At 39.7% G+C, this 23,775-nt stretch carries 21 protein-coding genes and 1 pseudogene; 12 read left to right on the top strand and 10 right to left on the bottom strand.

Annotated features, from left to right (window positions below; translation table 11 throughout):
- The first annotated feature begins 88 nt into the window (after positions 1 to 88).
- Positions 89 to 610, top strand: coding sequence for a DinB family protein (locus B4Z90_RS10385; protein WP_286802138.1), 522 nt, complete (start codon positions 89 to 91; stop codon positions 608 to 610).
- 71 nt (positions 611 to 681) lie between these two features.
- Here B4Z90_RS10385 and B4Z90_RS10380 read toward each other — a convergent pair whose 3' ends face one another.
- Positions 682 to 1,137, bottom strand: a complete 456-nt coding sequence (locus tag B4Z90_RS10380; protein WP_286802137.1) for a GNAT family N-acetyltransferase — start codon at positions 1,135 to 1,137, stop codon at positions 682 to 684.
- A gap of 219 nt (positions 1,138 to 1,356) precedes the next feature.
- On the opposite strand from B4Z90_RS10380, the gene B4Z90_RS10375 reads away from it, so the two are divergent.
- The 3 genes from B4Z90_RS10375 (at position 1,357) to B4Z90_RS10365 (ending at position 6,156) form a co-directional block, all read left to right on the top strand.
- The gene (locus B4Z90_RS10375; RefSeq protein ID WP_286802136.1) at positions 1,357 to 2,451 is read left to right on the top strand and encodes a PAS domain-containing sensor histidine kinase; all 1,095 of its coding nucleotides are present in this window, start codon (positions 1,357 to 1,359) and stop codon (positions 2,449 to 2,451) included.
- A 142-nt stretch (positions 2,452 to 2,593) separates the two neighbouring features.
- A complete protein-coding gene (locus B4Z90_RS10370) occupies positions 2,594 to 3,907 on the top strand; it encodes a sensor histidine kinase (RefSeq protein WP_286802135.1) in 1,314 nt (437 codons plus the stop codon).
- A gap of 128 nt (positions 3,908 to 4,035) precedes the next feature.
- A complete protein-coding gene (locus B4Z90_RS10365; protein WP_286752035.1) occupies positions 4,036 to 6,156 on the top strand; it encodes an ATP-binding protein in 2,121 nt (706 codons plus the stop codon).
- 101 nt (positions 6,157 to 6,257) lie between these two features.
- On the opposite strand, the gene B4Z90_RS10360 is transcribed toward B4Z90_RS10365, so the two are convergent.
- A complete protein-coding gene (locus tag B4Z90_RS10360) occupies positions 6,258 to 6,587 on the bottom strand; it encodes a YegP family protein (protein WP_070569093.1) in 330 nt (109 codons plus the stop codon).
- Positions 6,588 to 6,750: 163 nt separating this feature from the next.
- The gene (locus tag B4Z90_RS10355) at positions 6,751 to 8,085 is read right to left on the bottom strand and encodes a M60 family metallopeptidase (protein WP_286802134.1); all 1,335 of its coding nucleotides are present in this window, start codon (positions 8,083 to 8,085) and stop codon (positions 6,751 to 6,753) included.
- Between the two features lie 925 nt (positions 8,086 to 9,010).
- On the opposite strand from B4Z90_RS10355, the gene B4Z90_RS10350 reads away from it, so the two are divergent.
- Positions 9,011 to 9,412, top strand: a complete 402-nt coding sequence (locus B4Z90_RS10350; RefSeq protein WP_070561060.1) for a helix-turn-helix domain-containing protein — start codon at positions 9,011 to 9,013, stop codon at positions 9,410 to 9,412.
- A 150-nt stretch (positions 9,413 to 9,562) separates the two neighbouring features.
- Here the strand turns inward: B4Z90_RS10350 and B4Z90_RS10345 are convergent, their stop codons facing one another.
- The 3 genes from B4Z90_RS10345 to B4Z90_RS10335 all read right to left on the bottom strand — a co-directional run bounded on the left by B4Z90_RS10345 (position 9,563) and on the right by B4Z90_RS10335 (position 12,230).
- Complete coding sequence (locus tag B4Z90_RS10345; RefSeq protein WP_286802133.1) at positions 9,563 to 9,964, bottom strand: hypothetical protein; 402 nt, start codon at positions 9,962 to 9,964, stop codon at positions 9,563 to 9,565.
- A 249-nt stretch (positions 9,965 to 10,213) separates the two neighbouring features.
- Positions 10,214 to 10,729, bottom strand: a complete 516-nt coding sequence (locus B4Z90_RS10340) for an N-acetyltransferase (protein ID WP_286802132.1) — start codon at positions 10,727 to 10,729, stop codon at positions 10,214 to 10,216.
- Positions 10,730 to 10,814: 85 nt separating this feature from the next.
- The gene (locus B4Z90_RS10335) at positions 10,815 to 12,230 is read right to left on the bottom strand and encodes a PLP-dependent aminotransferase family protein (RefSeq protein ID WP_286802130.1); all 1,416 of its coding nucleotides are present in this window, start codon (positions 12,228 to 12,230) and stop codon (positions 10,815 to 10,817) included.
- Positions 12,231 to 12,303: 73 nt separating this feature from the next.
- Between B4Z90_RS10335 and dxs the strand changes: the two genes are divergently transcribed.
- The 3 genes and pseudogenes from dxs to msrB all read left to right on the top strand — a co-directional run bounded on the left by dxs (position 12,304) and on the right by msrB (position 15,494).
- Entirely contained in the window at positions 12,304 to 14,211 is a 1,908-nt protein-coding gene (gene dxs / locus B4Z90_RS10330; RefSeq protein ID WP_286802129.1) for a 1-deoxy-D-xylulose-5-phosphate synthase, read from the top strand.
- Positions 14,212 to 14,390: 179 nt separating this feature from the next.
- Positions 14,391 to 14,966, top strand: a pseudogene (msrA, locus tag B4Z90_RS25045) (peptide-methionine (S)-S-oxide reductase MsrA); the annotation flags it as partial.
- 108 nt (positions 14,967 to 15,074) lie between these two features.
- Complete coding sequence (msrB, locus tag B4Z90_RS25040) at positions 15,075 to 15,494, top strand: peptide-methionine (R)-S-oxide reductase MsrB (protein WP_349676162.1); 420 nt, start codon at positions 15,075 to 15,077, stop codon at positions 15,492 to 15,494.
- 59 nt (positions 15,495 to 15,553) lie between these two features.
- On the opposite strand, the gene B4Z90_RS10320 is transcribed toward msrB, so the two are convergent.
- Entirely contained in the window at positions 15,554 to 16,309 is a 756-nt protein-coding gene (locus B4Z90_RS10320; protein WP_115048810.1) for a response regulator transcription factor, read from the bottom strand.
- 150 nt (positions 16,310 to 16,459) lie between these two features.
- Here B4Z90_RS10320 and B4Z90_RS10315 point away from each other — a divergent pair, with 150 nt between their 5' ends.
- Together B4Z90_RS10315 and B4Z90_RS10310 are read left to right on the top strand one after the other, a co-directional pair.
- A complete protein-coding gene (locus B4Z90_RS10315) occupies positions 16,460 to 17,266 on the top strand; it encodes a DUF5694 domain-containing protein (RefSeq protein ID WP_286802128.1) in 807 nt (268 codons plus the stop codon).
- Positions 17,267 to 17,352: 86 nt separating this feature from the next.
- Positions 17,353 to 18,084: a DUF3667 domain-containing protein gene (locus tag B4Z90_RS10310; protein WP_286802127.1), complete on the top strand. Its 732-nt coding sequence runs from the start codon at positions 17,353 to 17,355 to the stop codon at positions 18,082 to 18,084.
- 45 nt (positions 18,085 to 18,129) lie between these two features.
- Here the strand turns inward: B4Z90_RS10310 and B4Z90_RS10305 are convergent, their stop codons facing one another.
- From B4Z90_RS10305 to B4Z90_RS10295, 3 genes are all read right to left on the bottom strand, one after another.
- The gene (locus tag B4Z90_RS10305) at positions 18,130 to 19,845 is read right to left on the bottom strand and encodes a hypothetical protein (protein WP_286802125.1); all 1,716 of its coding nucleotides are present in this window, start codon (positions 19,843 to 19,845) and stop codon (positions 18,130 to 18,132) included.
- 140 nt (positions 19,846 to 19,985) lie between these two features.
- Positions 19,986 to 20,930: an aldo/keto reductase gene (locus tag B4Z90_RS10300; RefSeq protein WP_286802122.1), complete on the bottom strand. Its 945-nt coding sequence runs from the start codon at positions 20,928 to 20,930 to the stop codon at positions 19,986 to 19,988.
- Between the two features lie 190 nt (positions 20,931 to 21,120).
- Positions 21,121 to 22,176 (bottom strand): NAD(P)-dependent alcohol dehydrogenase, encoded by a 1,056-nt coding sequence (locus B4Z90_RS10295; protein ID WP_070561202.1) that lies wholly within the window; start codon positions 22,174 to 22,176, stop codon positions 21,121 to 21,123.
- A gap of 199 nt (positions 22,177 to 22,375) precedes the next feature.
- On the opposite strand from B4Z90_RS10295, the gene B4Z90_RS10290 reads away from it, so the two are divergent.
- Positions 22,376 to 22,942, top strand: coding sequence for a YceI family protein (locus B4Z90_RS10290; protein ID WP_286752045.1), 567 nt, complete (start codon positions 22,376 to 22,378; stop codon positions 22,940 to 22,942).
- Positions 22,943 to 23,176: 234 nt separating this feature from the next.
- Positions 23,177 to 23,761 (top strand): hypothetical protein, encoded by a 585-nt coding sequence (locus tag B4Z90_RS10285; RefSeq protein ID WP_070561069.1) that lies wholly within the window; start codon positions 23,177 to 23,179, stop codon positions 23,759 to 23,761.
- Positions 23,762 to 23,775 lie beyond the last annotated feature (14 nt).

Raw genomic sequence — 23,775 nt, 5'->3', positions numbered from 1 at the left:
TTTCTTATTTTTAGTACATCATACTGACTTTGACGTATCAATAAGCTAGAATAAACGATCGAAGTAAACACTTAACAAAAAAAATAGGATGAATCGACAAGAACTGATCAAAACTTTTTCAGACAACCACCATACGGTTATTGCTTATATCCAGGCATTGCCTGATTCCCTTTTTTTATACCGTAATCATGAAAAATGGACAGCTGGTCAGCAGCTAAAACATATTCTCTTAACGCTTCTACCCTTTCCAAAGATATTGCAATCAAAAGAGTTCATCGTCCAAAAATTCGGCACCCTACAACGTACAACTTGGGATTACGATACGGTACTTAACAATTATCTCAAAACAAGCCTACAGGCACCAAGTCAATTTTTGCCTGAAGATATCCTGCCCGCACAGAAAAAGGGCCTTATAACGCAATTAGAAGAAGTAATAACTAAAATTAATCAGTTATTTGCACTGTACAATGAAGAGGAGCTCGATAACCTAGTCTTACCCCATCCTTTGCTCGGAAAACTCAGTATACGTGAAATGTTTTACCTGATGAGCTATCATCCCCTACACCACCTGAATCAAATTAAGGAAAACTTGGCGTCATTAAATCACTAAGTCGCACCCTATTTTCAACATGTTGCCTGACTAGCATTCATGGTTTGTGTCTATTCCTTCATGGTATTTGTCTATTCCCTTGTATGGACCATATCATATAAATCAAAGCCTTCAGCCCAATAATCTTTATGGATTTCCCGTAGTACAAAACCATTTTTCTTATAAAATCCAAACGTAAATTGAGAGGTGCCGACTTCGATCTTTTCAACCTGATGATGGGCGTAAAGAAAGTCAATGCGATGATGCAATAAGTTTTTTCCAAAACCAAATCCATGATATTTTGGATTTAAAAAACTCCAACTCAAATATCCTGTGCGCTGATCATCGGAAAAACCTACACCGCCGCCACCAATAATTTGTCCGTTAACCAGTGCAACAAAATACGTCTCCATTTCCTGATCCAGATATTCCCTGAAATCGGCAACCTCGCTCTGTGCAAAGTACTTCGGTATATTCATATGAAGAATATCAATCAGTTTATTGCTATCCTGAACATCATATTTCCTAATTTCCAAATACTTATCCATAATTGGTATGATTACAAATCCCTGTCTATTTTAAACTTACATCTCCTGTGAAGTTTCTTAAATATAGGAATAATTTAGTGGTTTTTTATTGAACTATTCCCAAGCATACCCGCTGATCGCATTTTTATTAAAAAACATAAAAAACTATGGCTATTGGCTTGATTTTTGATTAATTTTACGCTCGCACTGTGGCAAGCAGATGATTATTAAACACCCAATATGCAAAAACCTCAAAAGGATTTACCGATTTTTTTTGAAGCATTAAATCAAATGCCGATTGCCACGGCCATTTATGATAATTCGAACCTCAATATCGCATTTGCCAATTCTCGTATGTTAAAAATGTGGCGTACAGAGAATGAAATCGTTGGACATTCCTTTGGAGAGGTTTTTCCGGTTTTTACCCAGGAAGGATTTACCGATATACTCCGTAACGTCTGGGAAAGCGGTGTTACCTACAAGGCAGTTGAAACTCCCGCAACGATTGTTGACGGTGATTTCAAAATCAAACGCTATTTTGATTTTGAGTATCAGCCACTCTTTGATAAGCGCGGACGAACAAATTCCATCCTCCACACAGCTACCGATGTCACGCATAAGATACACGATGAGAAACCTTTAGATCGAGAAAATATAACTATCAATCCCGCAACCAACCTGCGCATGATATCCTATACACTATCACATGATGCGAAAAATCCCTTGGCACTCGCTAAATTGGGTATAGGTGTACTTAAAGAACATTTGGATATGCAAACCAATAGGCGGCTCGAACTGTATGAGGTCATCGATCAATCACTTGAAAACATCGCTGACATTATCGACAAAACGGTAGAGTTAAGCCTTGCCCCAATGTATAGGCTACGGAAACAACCTGTCCGTTTAGATCTTACATTGCCCAATTGGTGCCGGGAAGCTAAATTATTATTCCGTAGCCCGCATACTAAACTTATCTTTGGGGACCTTTTTCCAGTAAACAGTGATCAAAATGGAGTTTACCAAATCTTTACAAACTTGATCAACAATGCCATTAAATACTCTTCGGCCAATACGAAAGCAGCGCTGCATATTTATAGTGAAAAAGTAACGAACGGTGTGTTATATATTATTAAAGATAATGGTATCGGTATTCCGCAGCATGAACTCGAAAATATCCGTATGGAAAGACTTCGTGGCTCAAATTCAACGGAGTACCAGGGAAAAGGCATCGGATTGTTTATCGTTCAGGAAATTCTTGAAAGGCTCAAAGCGCAGATGGCCATTTTCAGTCAGGAAAACCAAGGGACCGAAATTCGTTTGTTTTTTCCAAATTAATAACGTGACGTAGCCTTTTATCTTCCTTCCAGGACAGATTTTGCCAATCTTATCCTGCTATTCAAGAAAAATCATTGTTGAACTCCTGATTTATAGCTAATTTTGAATGTTTAGAAATTGCAAGCAAATCAGACAAGTCTTTATGAATCATTTTCGTAAATATTGGAAACTACTTTCCCATATTGGTGCACATCCGGACATGTCATACATCGATTTCAAACGCGTATACATGATCAATCTGATTGCATTGTTATGTTTATTTCCGACAATTTTCTTTTCAATCCTCAATCTTATCGACCACCGTTATATTTTAGCAGCGATTAACTTCTGCAATTCACTATGTGCGCTTACGGTCCTTCTACTTCAATATTATGAGAAGCGTACTATCGCTAAGGCAACACTGTTGACAAGTAATGCTGTGTTTTTCTTCGCTGGAGCGCTACTTTATAAAAATGGTGGCGAATACTTTTTATTGTGCACATTGATTGTCTCCATGTTGATGTATGATAATCGAAAGATCCATATAGCCCTTTGTATTACGGTAGCTTTTTTGATTTCACTCTTATATCTACTTCCCGATATACTCCCGTTAAGCCAGCAAGTGCCTCGATCTAGGTCTGTTTTCAATATTATCAATGCACTAGCTTTTATGGTCGTCGCAGTCAACTTCTTTCTTGACATCATCTATAAGAATATAAAAAAAATTGAGCAGCAACGCCGCAACTTAGAATCCATGAATCGGGACAAAGAAAAAATCTTTTCTATTATCGCGCACGATATCAAAAGTCCTTTTGCCAATCTGGAAGCACTGGTCTTTATGTTTCGTAATCAAATGCTCGACAGTACAAACTCCAAGGAATACATCCAGCAGATCTTTCAACAAATTACGCAGCAGAATCAGGCGTTGGATGATTTATTGCAATGGGGCAGCAGCAGTATGCAGGGGATCAATACCAAAGCATCACCCCAGTTGATCAAACCTATAATACAACAAATTGTTGAAGTTTTTAATGAGAATGCACAATCTAAACAGCTAAAAATCAATATTGATATACCAAACAACACACAGATAATTGCCAATCGGGATCATACCATCATTATTTTACGCAACTTGATCAGCAATGCGATTAAATTCAGCTATGTGAGCGGGAATATCAACATCTACACCAGCATGGATGAAACCTATACACATATTCATATTCAAGATGAAGGAATAGGAATTAACCCTTCGAAGTCCGCCGTACTTTTTAATGAGATCCAGCAAAAGTCTTTCGGAACGGAAGACGAACCCGGATCGGGCGTAGGCCTTGTTTTATGTAAGGATCTTATTGAGCGGAACAAAGGTGTAGTGAACATCCAAAGCACACCTAATAAGGGATCCGTTTTTACGGTCGGATTGCCATCCTGCCCCAGCCATAAACCACAAACCGAGTTCGAAGTACCCACATGCTGTTAATTCAACTATAGGTTTAGAAATTTTTTGGTGGTTTTATGGAATCATTGAATTGCCGATGAAGAGAGAAAAATTGAATCTCCCTTTTGTAATTAAAACTATATCTTTATAAAAAGAATTACAGGGTCACTATGATAGAGAATACGTTTGGAATGGATATAATGCCTGAAAATGAACATGACCGACTGAATGCCCTCAGACGCTATAAAATAATGGGAACCCCCGCTGAAGCCAGCTTTGATGGAATTGCAAAATTAGCCAGCCAGATCTTTAATGCCCCTATTGCATTGCTCTCATTGGTGGATGCAGAATCGGTCTATTTCAAAGCAAATATCGGCATGGGCACCACAAAGGAAACGAATCGAGGGCAAAGTTTGTGTAGTCTGGCTATTTTGGACAAGAAAGTAACAGTCTTTGAAGATACATTGGAAGAAGATATCCTACTGACCAATCCAACTGTAATTGGAGACTTTGGGCTACGGTTTTACGCAGGTGCACCCCTTATTACACATGATGGTTTTATGATCGGTTCACTGTGCGTTATCGACAAGCATCCGCGGGCTTTCAGCGCAGCTGATCGACAGATATTAGCAGGTCTTGCACGCACAGCGATGGATCAAATCGAGCTTCGAAGTTCTTCCATCGATAAAATTGATGAGCTTGAGGGCGTCAATATTACTATGGCAACCATGCAACAACGACTGCTCGAACTTAATGACGAAATGGAGCTTGCCAATGACGAACTTTATCGCACGAATAGTCAGCTCAACAAATCCTATGATTTGACAGTGCTACTCAATAAAAATCTCAAAAAAAGTGAACGTCGATTCAGATCCTTTATAGATAAGGCCCCAATAGGCTTTGCGATTTTAACAGGCCGTGAGTTAGTTATTGAAGTTGCCAACGATAGGATGCTCAAGCTCTGGCGCAAAACCGAAATTGTCCTCGGCAAACCACTTGCACAAGCGCTTCCAGAACTTCAGGGACAGCCCTATTTAGGGATATTGGACGATGTCTTTACCACCGGCCAAAACTACATTGGAGATACTGCCTACGCAAGACTTGAGTCTATGGGGGTATTGGGCGATCATTATTTTGATTTTACTTATGAGCCGTTAAAGAATGATGAAGGTGAAACGGAGTCTATTATTGTCATAGCCAATGAAGTTACCGAGCGTATCAAAAGAAACGAACATCTTGAAGCTCTCAACTATCAGTTGGAAATTGCACTAAAAGCTGGTGAACTCGGCTCCTACAATCGCGATATCAGAACAGGAAAAATGGACTGCTCCGAAACCTGTAAAATCAATTTTGGTCTTACCAAAAACGACCGCTTTGACTATGAAGACCTCATGCGAAGCATCGTCCCTGAACACCGCGAAATGGTGTATCAAAAGGTGCAGGACGCTATCCAGAACAAGACCACTTATCACGCGGAATATCTCATCCGTTGGCCTGATGGATCGTTACACTGGATCAATGCGTCAGGTCTTCCCAAATACGATCCAGAAGGTCATGCAACTCACCTCATCGGCGTAGTGGCAGATATTACAAAACGAAAGAATTACGAATCACAAAAAGATGACTTCCTGGGCATTGCCAGCCATGAACTAAAGACACCCGTCACGGGCTTAAAGGGAACGATTCAATTGCTGGAACGATTTAAGGACAAAACTGGAAGTGAGATCATTTCAAGGCTTATTGATCAGTCTGCTGTCAATATCAAAAAAATCGTTACACTTGTTGATGACCTGCTCAATATGCATAGAATCAGTGAAGGACAGCTTCATCTCGAAAAAACAACCTTCAAAGCGTCAAAGATTCTTGCCTCCAGTTGTCACAATATCATATCCCAAGGCAACCATCAAGTTAATATTACGGGCGATCTCGATGCAACTATATTTGCTGACGAGCAACGCCTTGAACAAGTGCTTGTTAATTTTGTCAACAATGCCGTTAAATATGCACCAGAATCGAGAGAAATCAATATCACTGTGGAACAGCTGCAAGATTGTATCAAGATAACCGTCAAGGATCAAGGTGAAGGTATTGATCCGGCAGTACAGCCTTTTATTTTTGATCGATATTATAGAGCAAACCATGAAGGCAAATCGTACTCGGGGCTCGGGCTCGGACTCTATATCTCCGCTGAAATTATCAAAAAACACGCGGGTCTAATAGGAGTTGACAGTACGGTAGGCTTGGGCAGCAGTTTCTGGTTTTCCATTCCACGCCCACCAGCGGAAAGATAATCGCAAAAGAGCCGGTAAAAAACCGGCTCTTTGTTATAAACTCCTATGCGCTTCTATTTACAGACTGCTTATGTACAACCGATCGGCATTTCAATATAGACTTAGGCTATCTCCTCAACCGTCGCGTCAGGCGCATTCTTCTTGACAGATTCAATGCCGTTTTCCATACCACTTGCGCTTTCATACATCTCGCTGCTTCCAATAATTTGACCATTGGTCGCCTTGAGATTGAAATAGTACTTACCATTGGTAGCAGTTTTACGATCAAATTTGTTATCGTCCTGAGCATTCTTCTTAACAGATTCAACGCCATTTAAACAGTTTGCTTTAGTTGTATAACCTTCACTGCTTAAAATCACCTGTCCGTTTCCAGCTTTTAGATTAAACTGAAATTCGCCATTTTTCCGAGTTTTTACTTCAAATTTACCCATTTTCTCAATTAATTAAATAAATACGTGGTTATTGGAATGAAATCCATACTACAATATAATACTTTTCCATGTTTTTATTGTAAAACAACGATTAATTTTTTTTTCCGCGATAACGTACTTGTTTCTATCCGTCTATCCTGTCCAACAGGGTATTTAAGAATGTTTAATCTCTTAAAGTAGTTAGATCCTGCATTGGCGCTGGCAAATTCAAATCAGCTATTGCTGTATAGACAGATTCATCAACTTTAAACCCCCATTTTCTAAAAAAATCCGAGAGATCTTTTTGAGCAATCTGACATGCAGACAGCATAAAATAGCGCATTTTCTCTGCATCTGTCGCGGGCCTGTTCTCGCGCGTAGTTTTGCTAAGTTTGATGTAAAAATCGTCGCCAAATCCCAACCAGAGTTGATGAAACATAATCATTTTTAAATCATTATCCCCCAAATTAAAGTTACGATCAGCGATATTTTTTTGAAAGTAAGTCGTAAATTTAGGCCAGGAATTATTGGCTGTCACTCGACTTACCGGCAATCCAAATCCCCTTTCGCTGGCTAGGGAATAGACATTCACGGTTGTTTCTGTCAGATTGCCCCAGGTCCAAGCTTTTTGTTGATAGGTGTGGCCGACCTCATGCCATATTCCCCATCCATTTGTATTGGACAGATATTTTGGCTGCAACATACGATAAGATAAGGCATCGGTAAAATAAATAGAAATACCGGCTGCCATATAGCCTCCAGCACTCGAATCCCTCACGGTAATCAGATGCTTATTGTAAGGTACCGCATGGACTCCACTGGTACCATTCAAGCCACTGATCCGATTGGAAAAGTCAATAATTGAATCCAGTCTATTAACAATCAGCTGTTGATCTTCGTCCCTGTACAACAGGGCATCGGCAATTTTGGCTACCATAATGGTGTGATCCGACGAGAAGACGACATCCGGTACGGTACTTTTCAACGAATCCAATGTAGCTACCCATTGCTCATGGGAGGTTATCCCCTTTTGAAAGTAAGGGACCGGAATAAATCCATTGTCAAAAGAAAGCTCGATTTCTCCAGTTGTCGTATAATTATCAGCTGTATAAATCACATAAACCAATCCCCCGTATTGATCCACTGTGAAAGTTTGCGTACCTGCCTGGAGATTGAAATACTGCCGGACTGGTCGAATATTATCTCTAAAAGGCGTCCCGATCGCTAAGCGTGCTGCTGTAGTACCCGAGTTGACTTTTACGTTTATGGTTATGGTACTGTTTGGCGCCACATAAAATCCGGTCATTTGCATTTCATTGTGATTCGCTCGAAATTGAAGTCTATCAGCCTCCATTGCGGCCGAAGGACTTACGTTGAATAATTGGACCGAATCCGCTATTGCTAAGGATTCTGCGCCGGTATCGTTTGGTAAGGTGTACATTAAGCTGCCATCTTTCCGGCAGGAAATGCTAATAGCGATCACTAAAATCGTGATTAAGGAAAACACGGTCTTTCTCATAATTTTTAAATAAAGTTTATAAATTGTATTAATTGTCCGCACTTCTTCCGATCATCCTACAAAGCCTCAGCGGCTGTTTCGAAGTTTTTTATTTTTTTGATCGATTTAGGATTCCACAAAACTTGAAACAAGATGATCCATACAAAGAATTCTCTTCACCTTCGGTAAAGTATTAGTTCATAACCTTAAAGCAAGATATAATATATTGTACAGAAAAATAATCAACTGCTTCAGATCAAACGTTTGCACAATCAACGAAAACCTTTTCGCTTAGACAAACATCAAATAACCCAAAAGAAAGTATATTTTATAAAAAATGACAAGAATCGAGTAATAACCTTATTCTGTACCGCGATAGAAGCTAGATGTTATTCAAACTAATCGCTCAGATCTAACGCTATTCGCTCGAACACTCCATCATCCAGCACTAGCGGAGCTGCGCATGATCATCTCAATAACCATGATTAAATTATAGATGAAGATGACTTGAAGTGGATTAATTAGACGTGAATCCTAAAAAACCTAAAAAAAAGCAGTATAACCAAAGGTTATAATCAACGTATTTCATAGTTTTATTTTTAATAAAGATAACATACGTAAAAACCTATATTACAAAGAATAATATAAAATAAAACAAGAGAAAAATGAAATCAGAAAATAGAACAAAAAAACGATTTCTCTCTTCTCGGAGCCAAGTTTTAATTTATCCGTCTATTTTTCAAAGGATAATCTGCTTCGCTTCAGTTTACCAGAATCAATTATAAAAAATTATAATTTTAAAAAGCGAATCGTTAATTTCGAAAAGTACACTATGAAATTAATACCCTAATTTTGCTTGTATTCAAAAAAGTTTGATGAAACATTTAACCTAAACTATAGCCTCAGAACACTATAGTGAATCAATAACAAGCGATTATCTTAAAACATGAAAAATAACATAAAGGAACAAAAAGAAACATTAAATCAATTGGATCAAAATTCAGCACCGCTAGCGGAACACCCCATTATAGTAGAATTTAAAAAACTCATTCACCAATATCCTCAGAATCACTGGGACCTCCAATTCTACTTGAAAAAGCTCAACGTTTCAAGAATGGCCTTACATCGATTGACACTTTCAAGCAGTGAAACTTCACCCAGCACGATCGTCAAGGAAATTGTCGCAAGTGAGATTGCCAAAAAACTTGCTACCACTGAAATTCCGATTAAAGAGTTGACTTCGTATTATGGTTTTAGTTCTTCAGCATCATTAACACGGTTTATAAAAAAGCATACCGGTCTGAGTCCCCGAAAATTTAGGGCATTAAATGCGCTGGATTATATTTAAAAAATAACTCGAAGCTATCTCCCGATCGATAGCTAAAAATTGAATAGCATAGGGAAGCTTTTTATGAAATTTGGGCGATATTCCTATATTTACCAGTATTTAATGCTGATTTGGTAAAGCTGCATCGTACAAAAAATCAAGATAGTGTATCTACTGCTTTTTGATAAGCCTGTAGTTATTCAGCGGTTCGTCTTTTTGCACGGCATACTGATCTTTGAGTTGCATCACCCAGCCCTCACCCTCTACGCGTTGCCCTTCGATTTTTGTAGGCCTACTAACTGTTATTTTTCCCAATTGGGCCCCATAAGCACTCCACTTTTGACTTGGCGTGGTATTATAGGCAAAAGACCTTACATGAGTGGGATTCGAGAAAAATCTGTCTACAACATTAGTAAAATGTTTTTTTGTTTTTTCTTTGTTTCTCCCACTGATCATTACCCCGGTATACTCTGCGATTCCTTCATTAAGCTCCAATTGGTTTTCAATGTGGGCAGAACCTGGAAAAAGTGAATTTCGATACTTCCGAAAAATCAAAGCATCCTTCAAATGCATTCGTTGTTCTTATAGAAGCGTTATAACTATTTTCTTCATTAAACAATTATGAAAAGGGATTATAAACGATATTTTTTAGTTTAAAGATATTGTTAAAGTTTGACAAACACCTTCTTTTTAAAAACTAAAAACACACATTATAAAACTAAAATATCTATCATTAAACAAAAAAAAGCGCACTTATCTGTGCACTTTTTTTGCTAAACATTATTATGCTTTGTTTAAACTTCACGATAAAATTCCTTTGAACTATGAGGTCGCCTTAAGATATATTGCTGATTCCAAGGCCAATCCCTCGAATCTGCCAACCCCTGGCTGTTTTATAAATCCATTCTGCTCAAAAAATCCTATCGACGAACTTTTTATGGGTTCATTGACCCATATCACATCATAGGGATTGCAGACGGCAAGACATTTGTCCATTAAAGATGTCTCCATTTGCTGCCGAGCTGCATGTTGGCAGACACCAAAGTCCGCGATTCGAATCGCACGTGTACCTGCCAGGGCATCCGGCTTCTGCCCTTTCGAGGTTATTCTTGCATAACCCATTGGTTGATCGTCGGCATACACCACCAGCCATTGGTTTGACATGCTGTTTATTTCGTTGACAAGTGTTCTGGAATTAAAATTGTCAGCGATGTAATGTTCCAGTTCAGCTGGCTCCACTAAGCTGGCGAATTTTTCTAGCGCCAGTGTTTTGGTGATCATCGACAACGCTTCAATTCCCTGCTCTGTTGCCACCGTAAATTTTGTAACTATATTCATATATGCATCTCCTATTAAACAAACAAATGTAAATGCTATCACTTGCTATTATTCGATACACATTATTCATTTAGCATCAGTACAGCTACAGGTTCCCACATAAATACCGACCTATATGCTGGATCGCTTCAATTCGTTTATCAGAAAATTTATCCGCGATGACCAACCTAAAATAATGTCCAAAAGTATTCGCAAAAGAGAACGTATAACCCGGTGTGAATCTCGCACCAATTTTTTCACACTGCGCATAAAAATCCGACATATCTGTACTTTCGGGCATTTTAACCCAAAGATTATATCCACCTGCCGGGGCAATCACTTTGGTTTGTTCGGGAAAACTGGAAGCGATTAGTTTGGTGGCTAGATAGGCATTTTTTGCCAGTTGCATCTTCAGTGAACGAATATGCCGATCGTAACTACTGCTGCCGATTAAACGGCTTACAGTCTCCTGATTCAAAGGGGAAACTGTACTGCCCAACGCAAACTTGATCTGTTCGGCATCTTTCAGAAATAGCCCTGTGCTTAACCAGCCCAGTCGAATTCCAGGTGCCAGGGTTTTTGAATAAGATGAATAAGTCATCACCAATCCGCTTTCATCAAATTGTTTTAAAGTTGATGGTCTACTCCCATGAAAGTTTAGGTCGCTATATATATCGTTCTCGATAACAGCAACATGATATTGATGAGCAATCGCCAATAAAGTAATTTTCTGTTCATCTGCAAGCAAAATACCTGTTGGATTATGAAAATTCGGTGTTAGCACGACGGCTTTTACAGCACTTCTTTGACATGCTCTTCTAAAAAAATCAATATCGAAGCCTTCTTTAGTCAGAACAGGAACTTCAATGACACGCAGTTTGAGCACCCGAATGACCTCCAATACAGAAAATACACATGGACTTTCCACAGCAACAATATCTCCGGCTTCGCATATGGCTGCCAAGGCGATATACAAGGCCTGTAAAGCGCCATCTGTGATCAGCAGTTCATCTGTATGCAGCAAGGTCTGATGAGAGGCCGCACGGCTGACAATGTTGTCCTTCAATTGTACAGAGCCATTAGACGGATAATAGCGTAGCAATCCTGCCCCTAGTTCCCGAATGACCTGTTGCATCGTCCGAAGTAAAAGTTTTTGCGGAACAAGGAGATCCCCTGGAGCCGCAACATTAAATTCCGAAAAACCCCGCCCCAAAGGTGACGCTGTTGTCAGGCCCAGCCTTTGTTCAAAGACAGCATCCCTTACTATTGGTGGACGACCATGCCCTCCTGGTTCTGCCAGCATTTCATTTTTCGCACTGACATAGTAGCCAGATTTCGGAACGCTTTCCACTAGGCCACGAATCATAAGATATTCGTATCCAGCTTGAACAGTACTCATACTTAAACCATAATAATCTTTAAAATCACGTACTGAAGGTAGCTTTTGTCCGGGTTTATAGACCCCTGATTTTATATTTTTCTCGATTGCCTGTGTAAAGATTTCAAACTTATAGTTCTTCATCTGTATTGATCACTTTTACCTATACTGTACCTGTATCGCAAATCTAATCAATCTAAATTTGTCTAAAAAAGAAATGACAGGTAATTATCAAATCAACAGCCCCAGTGAATTACGAGCTCTTCCACAGGAGGTATTACCCGAATTAGGTCAGGAATTAAGGAACCTCCTCATTGACCATATTGCTACACATGGCGGTCATTTTAGTTCAAGCCTTGGTGTTGTAGAACTTACCATAGCAATACATTATGTGTTTAACACCCCTGAGGATAAATTGATATGGGACGTTGGTCATCAGGCTTATGTCCATAAATTAATCACAGGTAGAGCGGCTCGCTTCCATTCGAACAGGCTTCTACATGGCATCAGCGGATTTCCTGTTATGGAAGAAAATAACTTTGACGCCTTTGGTACTGGTCATTCATCCACATCCTTATCAGCAATTCTGGGTATGGCCTGCGCGGCCAGGTATAAGGGTGATCATAACCGTCAACACATCGCTGTTATCGGTGACGGCGCCATGACTGCCGGTCTAGCATTCGAAGCTTTAAATAATATTGGTTTCGAGCAGCCCGACCTATTGATTATATTAAATGACAACAATATGTCTATTGATGCCGGTACGGGAGCGCTACAAAATTATCTGACCGACCTGACCTCGGGGCAAGCCTATAATCAGTTCAAATCACAGATCAAAAAGCTGCTGTCGCGTAATAAGGATCGGGCACAATGGTCAATTGCTGCGATTAGAAAAATAGAGAAACTGATAAAAACGGGACTACTTGCTTCAAGCAATATTTTTGAGGCCTTAGGTATACGTTATTTTGGACCAGTGGATGGGCATAATCTCCATAAGCTTATCAAAATATTCGAGCAGTTGAAGCATATAATGGGGCCCAAAATAGTACATTGTGTGACGCAGAAAGGAAAAGGTTTTGCACCGGCCATGTTAAATAAGGCAGAATGGCATGCCACGGGGAAATTCGACAAACTGACAGGTGAACGGTTAGAACACCAGCTACCGCAACTCCACAACGAGACTTTTCAGCAGGTGCTGGGCGAAACGCTGACACAGCTGGCCCGAAGGAATAGTCGTATTATGGCTATTAGCCCAGCGATGCTTTCCGGCAGCAGGCTAACCGCAATGAAACAGCAGATGCCCAACCGTGTTTTTGATGTTGGTATCTGCGAACAGCATGCCGTTACTTTTTCTGCTGGCCTTGCTGCCGATGGACTACTTCCTTTCTGCTTTATCTATTCGACATTCTTACAACGCGCCTATGATCAGCTTATCCACGACGTCGCTTTGCAGAAATTGCCAGTCGTGTTCTGTATTGACAGGGCCGGTGTTGTCGGTCCCGACGGCCCCACTCATCAGGGGGCATTCGACATTGCTTTTCTCCGATGCATACCCAACATTACGGGCGCTTCCCCCATGACGCTTACAGACTTTAAAAATTTGTTGTTCACGGCTCAGGACATCGCTCTCGACGGACCGTTTGCAATCCGCTACCCAAAAGGTCGAGGTAACCAAGAGAAGCAATCCGACAAATATAAAAGACTTGAAATGGGAAAAGGAAGAAGACTTTGTTCAGGTAAAGACATTGCCCTACTCTCTCTTGGACCCGTTGGTCAATATGCACAGGACGCCTGCTGCGAGCTGCTCCAGGAGGACATCCACGTCGGGCACTATGATCTCCGGTTTTTTAAACCGCTCGACGAAGCGTTATTACATGAGGTATTCCAATCATATTCGTCTATCATCACCATCGAAGATGGATGTATCGCAGGTGGAGTGGGCACCGCAGTGCTTGAATTTATGGTGGAACATGGTTACTCGGCTACGTTAAAACGTCTTGGTTTGCCCGACTCGTTCGCAGTACAGGGTACACAGCAACAGCTTCACCAACTTTATTACTACGACAAACAGGCTATTATAGCCACAGTGAGACAGCTACACAGAGATACAGCTGGCGAAGTTTAGCTAAAAGGTCTTTTTGTCAGGACATACCTTTCATAGACTTATTTCGTCTTCCAATTGTAAAAAGAATCTATTAGAGTCAAAACTGTTTATATCTTCTAAGTTAAACATCCAGAAAGGTACGGTGTTTGTAGCCTACATGAAAGAAACAATGTTGTTTCTTTCATGTAGCAATCCATACCATGAAACACTTATTCGTCCTCCTTGCTATAGCGACCGGCTTATTTCTGATCAGCAAGGTTTGCTTTTCACAAAAAGGGAAAGACTTAAAACCGTCAACACAAAATACTATGAATACTACAAATCAAAAAGATCATGTTGTCTATTTTGCAGGAGGATGCTTCTGGGGAACTGAGCACTTCTTTAAACAAGTGCGCGGGGTCACCGCAACGGAAGTTGGCTATGCCAATGGAAACCTTCAGCACCCTTCTTATGCACAAGTTTCGACAGGAACGTCCGGGTTTGCCGAAACCGTAAAGGTAAACTTCGACCCAGCGCTTGTCGATCTAAAGCTGCTCGTAGACCTTTTCTTCAAAACAATTGACCCAACTTCACTGAATAAACAAGGCAACGATATCGGTACGCAATACCGTACAGGCATCTATTATACCAATGCCGACGATGCTGCTGTTATCAAAGAGCAAATAGCTGCTTTAGCAAGTCAATACAGGAGCAAAATAGTGGTGGAAATAGAACCTTTACAGAATTACTATAATGCTGAAGCTTATCATCAAAAATACCTGGACAAAAACCCCGGTGGTTATTGCCATATAAGCCCTGATTTATTTGAACTTGCACGAAATGCCAACCCCGAAAAAGCGAAAGTGAACATTGAGAACAGGTATAAAAAAGCTGACAAGGAGACCTTGAAGAAGGAGTTAACTCCATTGCAATACGATGTTACACAAAACAGTGCAACAGAGCGCGCATTTGACAACGCCTATAATGACGAATTTAGGGAAGGCATTTATGTCGATATCACAACTGGAGAACCCTTATTTGTCTCAACAGATAAATTTGAATCGGGCTGTGGATGGCCAAGTTTTTCCAAACCAATTAGCGATAGCTTGATTCAAGAACACGCCGACAATTCGTACGGGATGCGCAGAACGGAAGTACGCAGCAAAACTGGTGATGCACACCTCGGCCATGTTTTTAACGATGGACCCGCAGATAAAGGTGGTCTACGCTATTGTATAAACAGTGCTTCACTTCGATTTATTCCAAAAGACAAGATGAAAGCACAGGGCTACGAGAAGTACTTACCCCTATTGGTAAAAAAATAATCTGCAGCGCCTCGATTGAGGCGCTTGCCCTGAACATTTCAACATCCGTCAAGCCATCGTTACAATAACCTATTATTCAATGCATAAACCAATGCTTCATTCATGTTACTTACCCCCAGTTTTTCAAATAATTTTCGCCGATGAAATTTCACCGTGTCAATGGAAACGAAAATTTTTTCGGAAGTTTCATGAATGGTCAGACCGCGATGATAAAAGCGTAAAATTTCTATTTCACGTTCGGTAAGGTTAATCTTTTTTTGGGAGTTCCATCTCCCAGTCAACAGATCCAACTCCCAAACTAAGTTGGAGTGCAACTTTTCGATCGTCACGTTGCCCGAAGACACATTGGTGGATAAAGATACGATACAAATTGCCTTCCATATTTTCCCCTCTTCTGTCAAAAAAACCGGCGTCAGTTTATGATTAATCAAAATAAATTTGTTATGCGCATTTTGTATCTGAAAATCATACGATATAACGTAAAGCTTCCGTTCCTCTATGGGTATTTTTTCGTAAAAACTGAACCCCGCTTCGTTAATCGTAATGAGCATCCGGAAATCATCGGACGGAACATATTTTTGATAAAAGCCATAGCCCATTTCCATCACCTCTGTGGCTGTTAAACCAGCGAGAAACAGCGGGTTGTCTGAAACAAACTCAAAGCTTTTGGCCTGATAATCGATTAGATAGATACTCTGGTAAGTAATTCGTGAGAAAGCTTTGACAAGCTCAATATAGCCATGCGTCTGCAGGATGTCCTTTTCTGAAAGACGATCAACATTATTTTTTTGTGAAAATAGCGCGTTAAAATCCATAACGAAATTCTAAGTTTCGAAGTTAAATAAAACTACACTCAAGTGTAGCTTTTATTTGGACAAACTGTAATACTTTTGGACAAAACAGCTAGAAAAATACAGCTAACTGAACGAAAAGCCGGAAAAAACATAAAACCATTTCTTACACAGATGCTTATTAAAACTATACAGATTCGAAATATTGGAATCGCCCTTGGGGTCTTATTTTTTGGGAACAGCTACGCACAGCAGAAAATCGAAGTTTTAAATTTTGGGACATTTCACATGAGCTATACCCCTGATGCCCATAAAGTAGAATTTGATGAAAAAGATCAAAAAAACAGAAGAGAAACTTATCATGTAGCCAAACTGTTGGCTGATTTTAAACCAACCATCATTTGCGTAGAAGTCATTTCTGAAAAAAACAAAGAATTGAACAGTGACTACAGATCTTTTATCGACGACAAAGGCCATAAAGCTAAGTTTGGTGGTGAAATAGCGTTAATCGCTTATGAAGTTGGCAAACTTGCAGGGGTAAAAACAATTTATGGAATTGATGAACAACAAACTGCAGCATATAATTACAACATTGCCAATGAACTGGAGAACCAGGTGGATACTGTAACGTATAAAAACTACATGGGAAAAATCATGAAGGAATTCACCCATATTGACCAACTCTCCATTTTAGATAAATTAAAGGTATTTAATCACAAAGAGACCCTGCAAAAATTTATCAATGTAAACGCTGATATCTTAACCTACAGTAGTACAAAAGGTAATTTTGAAGGAGCTGACGAAGCCACTAAATTTTACGGAAGAAATCTACGGATACACTCCAATTTAAATCAGATCCCTGTCACGGCGCAAGATCGTATTTTGCTGATCACCGGTGCTACTCACGCAGCTTTTCTTGGTGAGTTTTTGCAACGGAGCCCCAAATACAAGCTTGTGGAAGTTGCTGAATACCTCCAATAAAATGGTCCGTAAAGAAAGTTTGCCTTTATAGGCTTTAAAAATGATATAGAGTACCTAACCTTAATTACCTAAAGAAAAACTTCAACATGATAACTTGCAAAAACTGCGGTACAGACATTACGTCAAAATTTTGTCCCGATTGTGGCCAACCTGCAACGCTGAAAAGAATAGATGCGCATTATATCACCCATGAAATAGAACATGTGCTTCACTTTGAACGCGGCATTCTCTATACCATTAGCGGATTGGTAACAGCGCCGGGGAAGAATGTGCAAAACTACATTTCTGAGAATCGTAGCCGGCTGGTCAAACCTATTATTTTTGTTATAGTAACCTCTTTAGTGTACTCAATTATTGCCCACTTTTTCCATACTGAAGAACGGTATATGCAGTCAATCGACAGCCATGGTATTGAAAGTAAACTCATCATCACGACCCACATCTTCCGATGGCTACAAGATCATTATGGTTATGCTAACATTATCATGGGATTCTTTATCGCCCTTTGGACTAAATTATTCTTTAAAAAATACGGCTATAATCTTTTTGAAATCATCATCTTATTATGTTTTATTATGGGGATGGCGATGTTAATTTATGCTTTTTTTGCAATAATTGATGGTATAACCCACCAGCGTTTTATCATATACGCAACATTGGTGACCTTTGCATATTACTCCTGGGCCATGGGACAGTTTTTTGATAAGACTAAAAAGATCAGCTATTTCAAAGCATTTGCCGCTTTAATAATAGGCTTTATCTCCTATTTGATCGTCATAATGTTCATTGGTATTACCCTGGATATACTTATAAGATAGCCATATTGTAACGAACGCAGCCTTGTGTATCAAAAATCACCGTGATCAATTGATGCGATAAATAGGATAAAGAAGATGTGACTCTTCATAGTAAGGTGAATGTTTGTATATCCAATCCAGCTGCGCACTACTACTCGCAGCAAGTTTAGGGTTGTTCATCTTCTCGCGTTCAAAGGCAGCTCTTAAATCTTTATTCTCTTTTAGAAGTTTGGCTGCTGTATCTTCAAAAACATATGCTGAATAATATTCTTTCTGTCCTAAGATCGCATCAAAGAAATTCCAATTAAAATAAGAGTCTATTGCTTCAGGTTCTAAAGTTTCCAGCAAGAACTTTACACCGTCCTGATTCAAGGGGACTAAATAATCACCAGCACGAAAGTTTACCTTATTGGATTCCCGGAGGAGGCTGGTATCAAAATGTAAATAATGCCCTTCATAAGGACTTGAAGTTGTCTTGAAATCCTTAATTCGATACTGTTCCACCGCTATTACCGTATCTTGTTTTAGCGGAATCATTTTGATCTGATTGAGTGTTAGCAAGTTAACAATTTCCCATTCAGACTGCGGAATGACATAATACGATGGAATAGTTACTTCTTTTGTCGGAACATAGGTATTATATAACTTAACTTGTTTTGAAAACTTAGCGTTTCTATCATACCACAATCTATCTTTCGAGGAGACATCGCTCGGCTTATATTTTGCCTCGAAGCCCGTAAAGTCCAGTGGTTCATATTTCGATGAATCAAGCTTCCATGCTATGGCATATTTATCCCCTATTTGATATTGCTTGAGGTTTTCAGTTCTTTTTTGTTTAATCTCCTTATAATGCTGTTCCATAAAATCCAGATTACAACGCATATAATCATAAGTCGCTTTGACACGTTCTTGATAAGGTTTCAACATATGTGTTTCCACCACGGTTCCGATGACATTAAATAGACTGGTGTAACCTGTTGCATATCTTGGCGAATCCATAAAAGTTGGAAAACCACCATCAGGTACATCGTTGTGGATGTTAACATAGGGAACAGACATAAACCCTTTCTCCTGGAGATCTTTCAGTAAGGTTTTTTGCATGTTGTTATTAAAATAATTACCTAAAAGGTTTCCCAGACGTTCTTTGTTTGTTGAGATATAAGTAAAAGTGTACTGATAATCGGCCCCATTGCTCACATGATTATCGATAAAAACATCCGGCTTGACCCAGTGGAAAATCTGCTGAAAACTGCGCGAGTTTTTAGTGTCTGTCTTAATAAAATCCCTATTTAAGTCATAATGCCTTGCATTTCCACGAAAGCCATACTCTTCAGGGCCATTTTGGTTAGCTCGGGAAAAGCTCCCACGATTTAACATCCCACTGACATTGTAACTCGCGAGCGCAACAACGATAACATTTTGAGGTGCCTTTACCTTTCCTGTCGCCAAATCCCGCATGAGCATCATAGTGGCATCAATACCATCGGGTTCTCCGGGATGAATACCGTTGTTGACCAATAAAATACACTTCCCTTTCCTAGCGACTTCCAGTGTCTTTCCAAACGGATTAAATACGACCACATCTATTGGTTTATTGTTATCGTCTTCTCCCTTTGTTTCATAATGAATTGATGTATATTTCTCCGCCAATTCCTGATAGTAGGCCCGCATTTCTTCAAATGTTGTGGATTGATTACCATTGCCCCGTTCATAAGGTGTAGGCATTTGCGCATAACTTCTGCCAAAAAGCATAAAAGAAAATAATATCAGGAACCGTTTCATAAGATCAATTTAGCGTCCAATTTACGATAAACTTGTTAAAATACATAAGCTATCTCCACCGTCTATCAAGAACGACTTCTCAATAAAAACAAAATCCCTCAGAAATGTAGGGATTTTGTGATTGCTCTTTTACCGGTATTTTAATTGCTGACCTCGTTTAATAATTCGATATCTTCTGTATCCAACTTAAGAGCCGGCGCCGCACATAGCGTATCCAATTGACGCTCACTTGTGGCACTCACAATGGGAGCGGTAATCAGCGGTTTAGCCAACAACCATGCTAATGCTACAGTAGCCTGTTTTGTCTCATGCTTCTCGGAGATAGCATCGAGCGCTTTCAGGACAGCTTTACCTTTAGCATCAAAATATTTTTTGATCCCACCGCCCCTTGCCGTTTTATCAAAGTCAGTTTCAGTACGGTATTTACCGGTCAAGAAACCTGCTGCAAGCGACCAATATGGAAATACACTCAACCCATACTTCTCGACCAAGCCCGCATAATCTGTTTCAAAACCTGCACGCTCTACCAAATTGTAATGCGGTTGCAACGCAACATATTTGGGAAGACCGTTTTTCTCTGCTACATCAAAGCTTTCCGTTAAACGCGCTGGCGATAGATTGGAAGCGGCGATATAACGTACCTTGCCTACCTCTATTAAGTCCGCATAAGCCGACAACGTCTCTTCCACGGGGGTTATGTTATCGTCAAAGTGGGTATAGTATAGATCTATATGATCTACTCCCAACCGTCGTAATGATTCATCAGCCGATTTCAAGATATGTTTCCTTGAGATATCATATCCGTGTTCCTTGGTCTCCGATCCGACTTTTGTTGCAATTACTATATTTTGACGGTTACCACGGCTTTTTAACCATTTTCCAATAATTTCTTCGGACTGCCCTCCGGTTCCATTTACCCACCACGAATAGGTGTCTGCCGTATCAATAAAATTAAACCCTGCTCCTACAAATTTATCTAACATTTCAAACGATTGCTGCTCATTTAATGTCCAGCCAAAAACATTCCCACCAAAATTAATTGGAGCTATCTGCAAATCTGTGTGCTGTATTTCTACCTTCTTCATTGAAATTATCTATTTTATTGTTCCTTTAAATAAAAAAATAGCTATGCCTTTCCAGCTGAAAAGCTCAAGCTAAAGTTACGGTATCCATCTTGAATCATGTCAGCATTCTTCAAATCCAATTGTCAAAACGCGTAAAGATTTTATTGCGATTAAAAAAATAGGTCGGCTCTTTAACCGACCTGTTCTTGGATTACTTTTCAATAGACGACATGTCGATTACGAAACGATATTTTACATCACTATCCAATACCCTTTGATAAGCCTCATTTACATAGTCGATATCAATCATTTCTGTTTCGGGTAGAATATTATGTTCAGCACAAAAATCAAGCATATCTTGAGTTTCCTGTATTCCCCCAATGCTGGAAGCCGTTAGGATCTTATTTCCCCCCATAATTGAGCGTCCATTGATTTCCATGGGCGCAGCTGGAATCCCCACACAAATATAAACTCCCTTTGTTTTCAATAATGCAAGATAGAGGTTATAATCATGCGGTGCCGATACGGTATCAATAATAAAATCAAAATACGATGAGAATTCTCTTATTTCATCTGCCTCATGCGTATTTAAGAACTTGTGTGCGCCAAGTAGAGCCGCATCCTCCTTCTTACGTGGAGAATGGCTTATCATTGTGACTTCTGCTCCCATTGCTACTGCAATTTTAACAGCCATATGTCCCAATCCACCTAAGCCCAACACACCAACTTTATGTCCTTTGCTAATATTCCATCTTTTTAATGGCGAATAGGTGGTGATTCCAGCACAGAGTAGCGGTGCCACCTTTTTAATATCCAACGATTCCGGCACATGCAGCACAAAGTCCGCATCCGCAACAATATTATTGCTATAACCACCAAAAGTATAGCTGTGATCATGCATCACATCCTTGCTGTTGTAAGTCCAGACGGTCTTCTTTTCCGAACAGAACTGTTGTTGGTCTGACTTACAGTTATCGCATTCGCCACAGGAAGCCACCATACAACCGACACCTGCCAGGTCTCCTTTTTTGAACTTAGTCACTCCACTACCAACGGCACTTATCCGACCGACAATTTCGTGCCCGGGAACAATTGGGTACTGTGTACCACCCCACTCGTCATGTACTTGATGAATATCGGAGTGACAGATCCCGCTGTATAAGATATCTATTAAAACATCGTTTGCACCAAGCTCCCTCCTTTCAAACTCCCAGTATTCAAGTGGAGAACTGCTGTCTTTCGCCGCATAACCTTTCGACTTAATCATATTATCTTTTTTTATAGACCACAATTTGGATGCGAAGATATCTCCGATCCCCTTTTTATATTGTACTAAGTTAGCGGGTATTGATGAGGAATAGAGCAAGGCAAACACAATATTGACACTCCGCAAACAAAAAAACAAGTTTAAACATAGAAATATCCGCACAAGACCATGTATATTTGAGTTCATATAAATCATTTCAATGAAAAGAACCAGTCTAACGCTAGCAATTATTTGCTTAACATCAATGGCTTTCGCCCAAAAGATAAGCTACAAAGTGAACACGCAAAATTCGACAATCAAATGGAATGCTAAAAAAGTTGTCGGAGGACATGTGGGAACAATCAATATACAAGAAGGAACGGTACAGACAGAAAAAGGGAAAATTACCGGCGGTGGTTTTACCATAGATATGAATTCCATGGCTTGTACTGATGCACCTAAATTGACCGGGCACCTAAAAAATGAAGATTTCTTCAATGTGCCTACCTATCCCAACAGTAAATTTGTCATCAGTAAGGTTGATAATAGCAAAGGCAATCCAATCATAACAGGCAATCTGACGATCAAGAATAAAACAAAATCGATCTCCTTTCCAGCAAAAGTCACCACAACTGCAGATGGGCTTTCCGCTGAAGCTATCGGAGTCAAAGTAAATCGACTGGACTTTGATATACAGTATCGTTCAGCAAGCTTTTTCTCCGACTTAGGCAATCGCGCTATCGATGATGAATTCACCTTAGATATCCTACTTAAGGCTGTAAAATAAAAACTATTAGAGCCATTTGTTAATACAGATGGCTCTTCCTTCATTGCATCGTACCGAGAATCGATATGATCTTCCCTCCTCAACATAGCGCGTCCGCGCATTTCTACAGCAGCAAACAAAGACTCCGTTAAATTAGATTTGATTCAAATTGCACTTAGTAACCGATAAGATTGACGAAAGTAAAGTTTTAAAATTATCTTTAAACTCCCAAAAGTAAGGTTAGACAAATTATATATGGAGAAAATAAAAACTTTTCAACAGCACGAGCTTAATAGAATTAGAAAAAATTGGAGTGACAGTGGCCTCGCATTTGAAAAGTTGGGAAGATCTTCTAACATAGCAGATTATTCGGATCGCGAGATCAATGAAATGCTTCTCGGCGTATATAAAGACAGTAAACATCTTATGGTCGATGAAGGCTACTTTATCGATCTCACCCAAGCCCGTAAAGCCAGCTGTATTTTGGTTGATGTATCCTATTCAAGACGTATCAAACCTGCTCCAAACAGCGTCCTTAGTCTTCAGGATATCCGTAATTTTTATATTGAAGATTATTTCATAGAAACGGAAGAAGCATTTTCCAATAGATACAAACATAAGATAACCGGTTATTTAAAAAAGATCGGCGGAATCAGTTTGGGCAAAGGGCAATACAATTACCTGTATTCTATTCCGAACGATTTCAAAACTTTTTTCGGCGATACGCCAGCCGATCTGTTCTATCCGATCCAACGTTATATCAATGGTTTATTTTTTGACGACGATTATCGAATTTCAGCCTTCGAAGTTATCAGCAAGATTGTTATCAGTAAGACATAACTCCGATTGCCGGA

Origin of the sequence: Sphingobacterium sp. UBA5639 (assembly GCF_002421245.1) — a bacterium.
GTDB classification, from domain to species: Bacteria; Bacteroidota; Bacteroidia; order Sphingobacteriales; family Sphingobacteriaceae; genus Sphingobacterium; species Sphingobacterium multivorum.
Note: the sequence above shows the minus strand (reverse complement) of the source record. Positions and strands in the feature narration are given on the sequence as shown.

Bases quoted from the DNA above. Each gene is read 5' to 3' on its own strand.
- B4Z90_RS10385 (WP_286802138.1), top strand. From the start codon at position 89: ATGAATCGACAAGAACTGATCAAAACTTTTTCAGACAACCACCATACG.
- B4Z90_RS10380 (WP_286802137.1), bottom strand. From the start codon at position 1,137: ATGGATAAGTATTTGGAAATTAGGAAATATGATGTTCAGGATAGCAAT.
- B4Z90_RS10375 (WP_286802136.1), top strand. From the start codon at position 1,357: ATGCAAAAACCTCAAAAGGATTTACCGATTTTTTTTGAAGCATTAAAT.
- B4Z90_RS10370 (WP_286802135.1), top strand. From the start codon at position 2,594: ATGAATCATTTTCGTAAATATTGGAAACTACTTTCCCATATTGGTGCA.
- B4Z90_RS10365 (WP_286752035.1), top strand. From the start codon at position 4,036: ATGATAGAGAATACGTTTGGAATGGATATAATGCCTGAAAATGAACAT.
- B4Z90_RS10360 (WP_070569093.1), bottom strand. From the start codon at position 6,587: ATGGGTAAATTTGAAGTAAAAACTCGGAAAAATGGCGAATTTCAGTTT.
- B4Z90_RS10355 (WP_286802134.1), bottom strand. From the start codon at position 8,085: ATGAGAAAGACCGTGTTTTCCTTAATCACGATTTTAGTGATCGCTATT.
- B4Z90_RS10350 (WP_070561060.1), top strand. From the start codon at position 9,011: ATGAAAAATAACATAAAGGAACAAAAAGAAACATTAAATCAATTGGAT.
- B4Z90_RS10345 (WP_286802133.1), bottom strand. From the start codon at position 9,964: ATGCATTTGAAGGATGCTTTGATTTTTCGGAAGTATCGAAATTCACTT.
- B4Z90_RS10340 (WP_286802132.1), bottom strand. From the start codon at position 10,729: ATGAATATAGTTACAAAATTTACGGTGGCAACAGAGCAGGGAATTGAA.
- B4Z90_RS10335 (WP_286802130.1), bottom strand. From the start codon at position 12,230: ATGAAGAACTATAAGTTTGAAATCTTTACACAGGCAATCGAGAAAAAT.
- dxs (WP_286802129.1), top strand. From the start codon at position 12,304: ATGACAGGTAATTATCAAATCAACAGCCCCAGTGAATTACGAGCTCTT.
- B4Z90_RS10320 (WP_115048810.1), bottom strand. From the start codon at position 16,309: ATGGATTTTAACGCGCTATTTTCACAAAAAAATAATGTTGATCGTCTT.
- B4Z90_RS10315 (WP_286802128.1), top strand. From the start codon at position 16,460: ATGCTTATTAAAACTATACAGATTCGAAATATTGGAATCGCCCTTGGG.
- B4Z90_RS10310 (WP_286802127.1), top strand. From the start codon at position 17,353: ATGATAACTTGCAAAAACTGCGGTACAGACATTACGTCAAAATTTTGT.
- B4Z90_RS10305 (WP_286802125.1), bottom strand. From the start codon at position 19,845: ATGAAACGGTTCCTGATATTATTTTCTTTTATGCTTTTTGGCAGAAGT.
- B4Z90_RS10300 (WP_286802122.1), bottom strand. From the start codon at position 20,930: ATGAAGAAGGTAGAAATACAGCACACAGATTTGCAGATAGCTCCAATT.
- B4Z90_RS10295 (WP_070561202.1), bottom strand. From the start codon at position 22,176: ATGATTAAGTCGAAAGGTTATGCGGCGAAAGACAGCAGTTCTCCACTT.
- B4Z90_RS10290 (WP_286752045.1), top strand. From the start codon at position 22,376: ATGAAAAGAACCAGTCTAACGCTAGCAATTATTTGCTTAACATCAATG.
- B4Z90_RS10285 (WP_070561069.1), top strand. From the start codon at position 23,177: ATGGAGAAAATAAAAACTTTTCAACAGCACGAGCTTAATAGAATTAGA.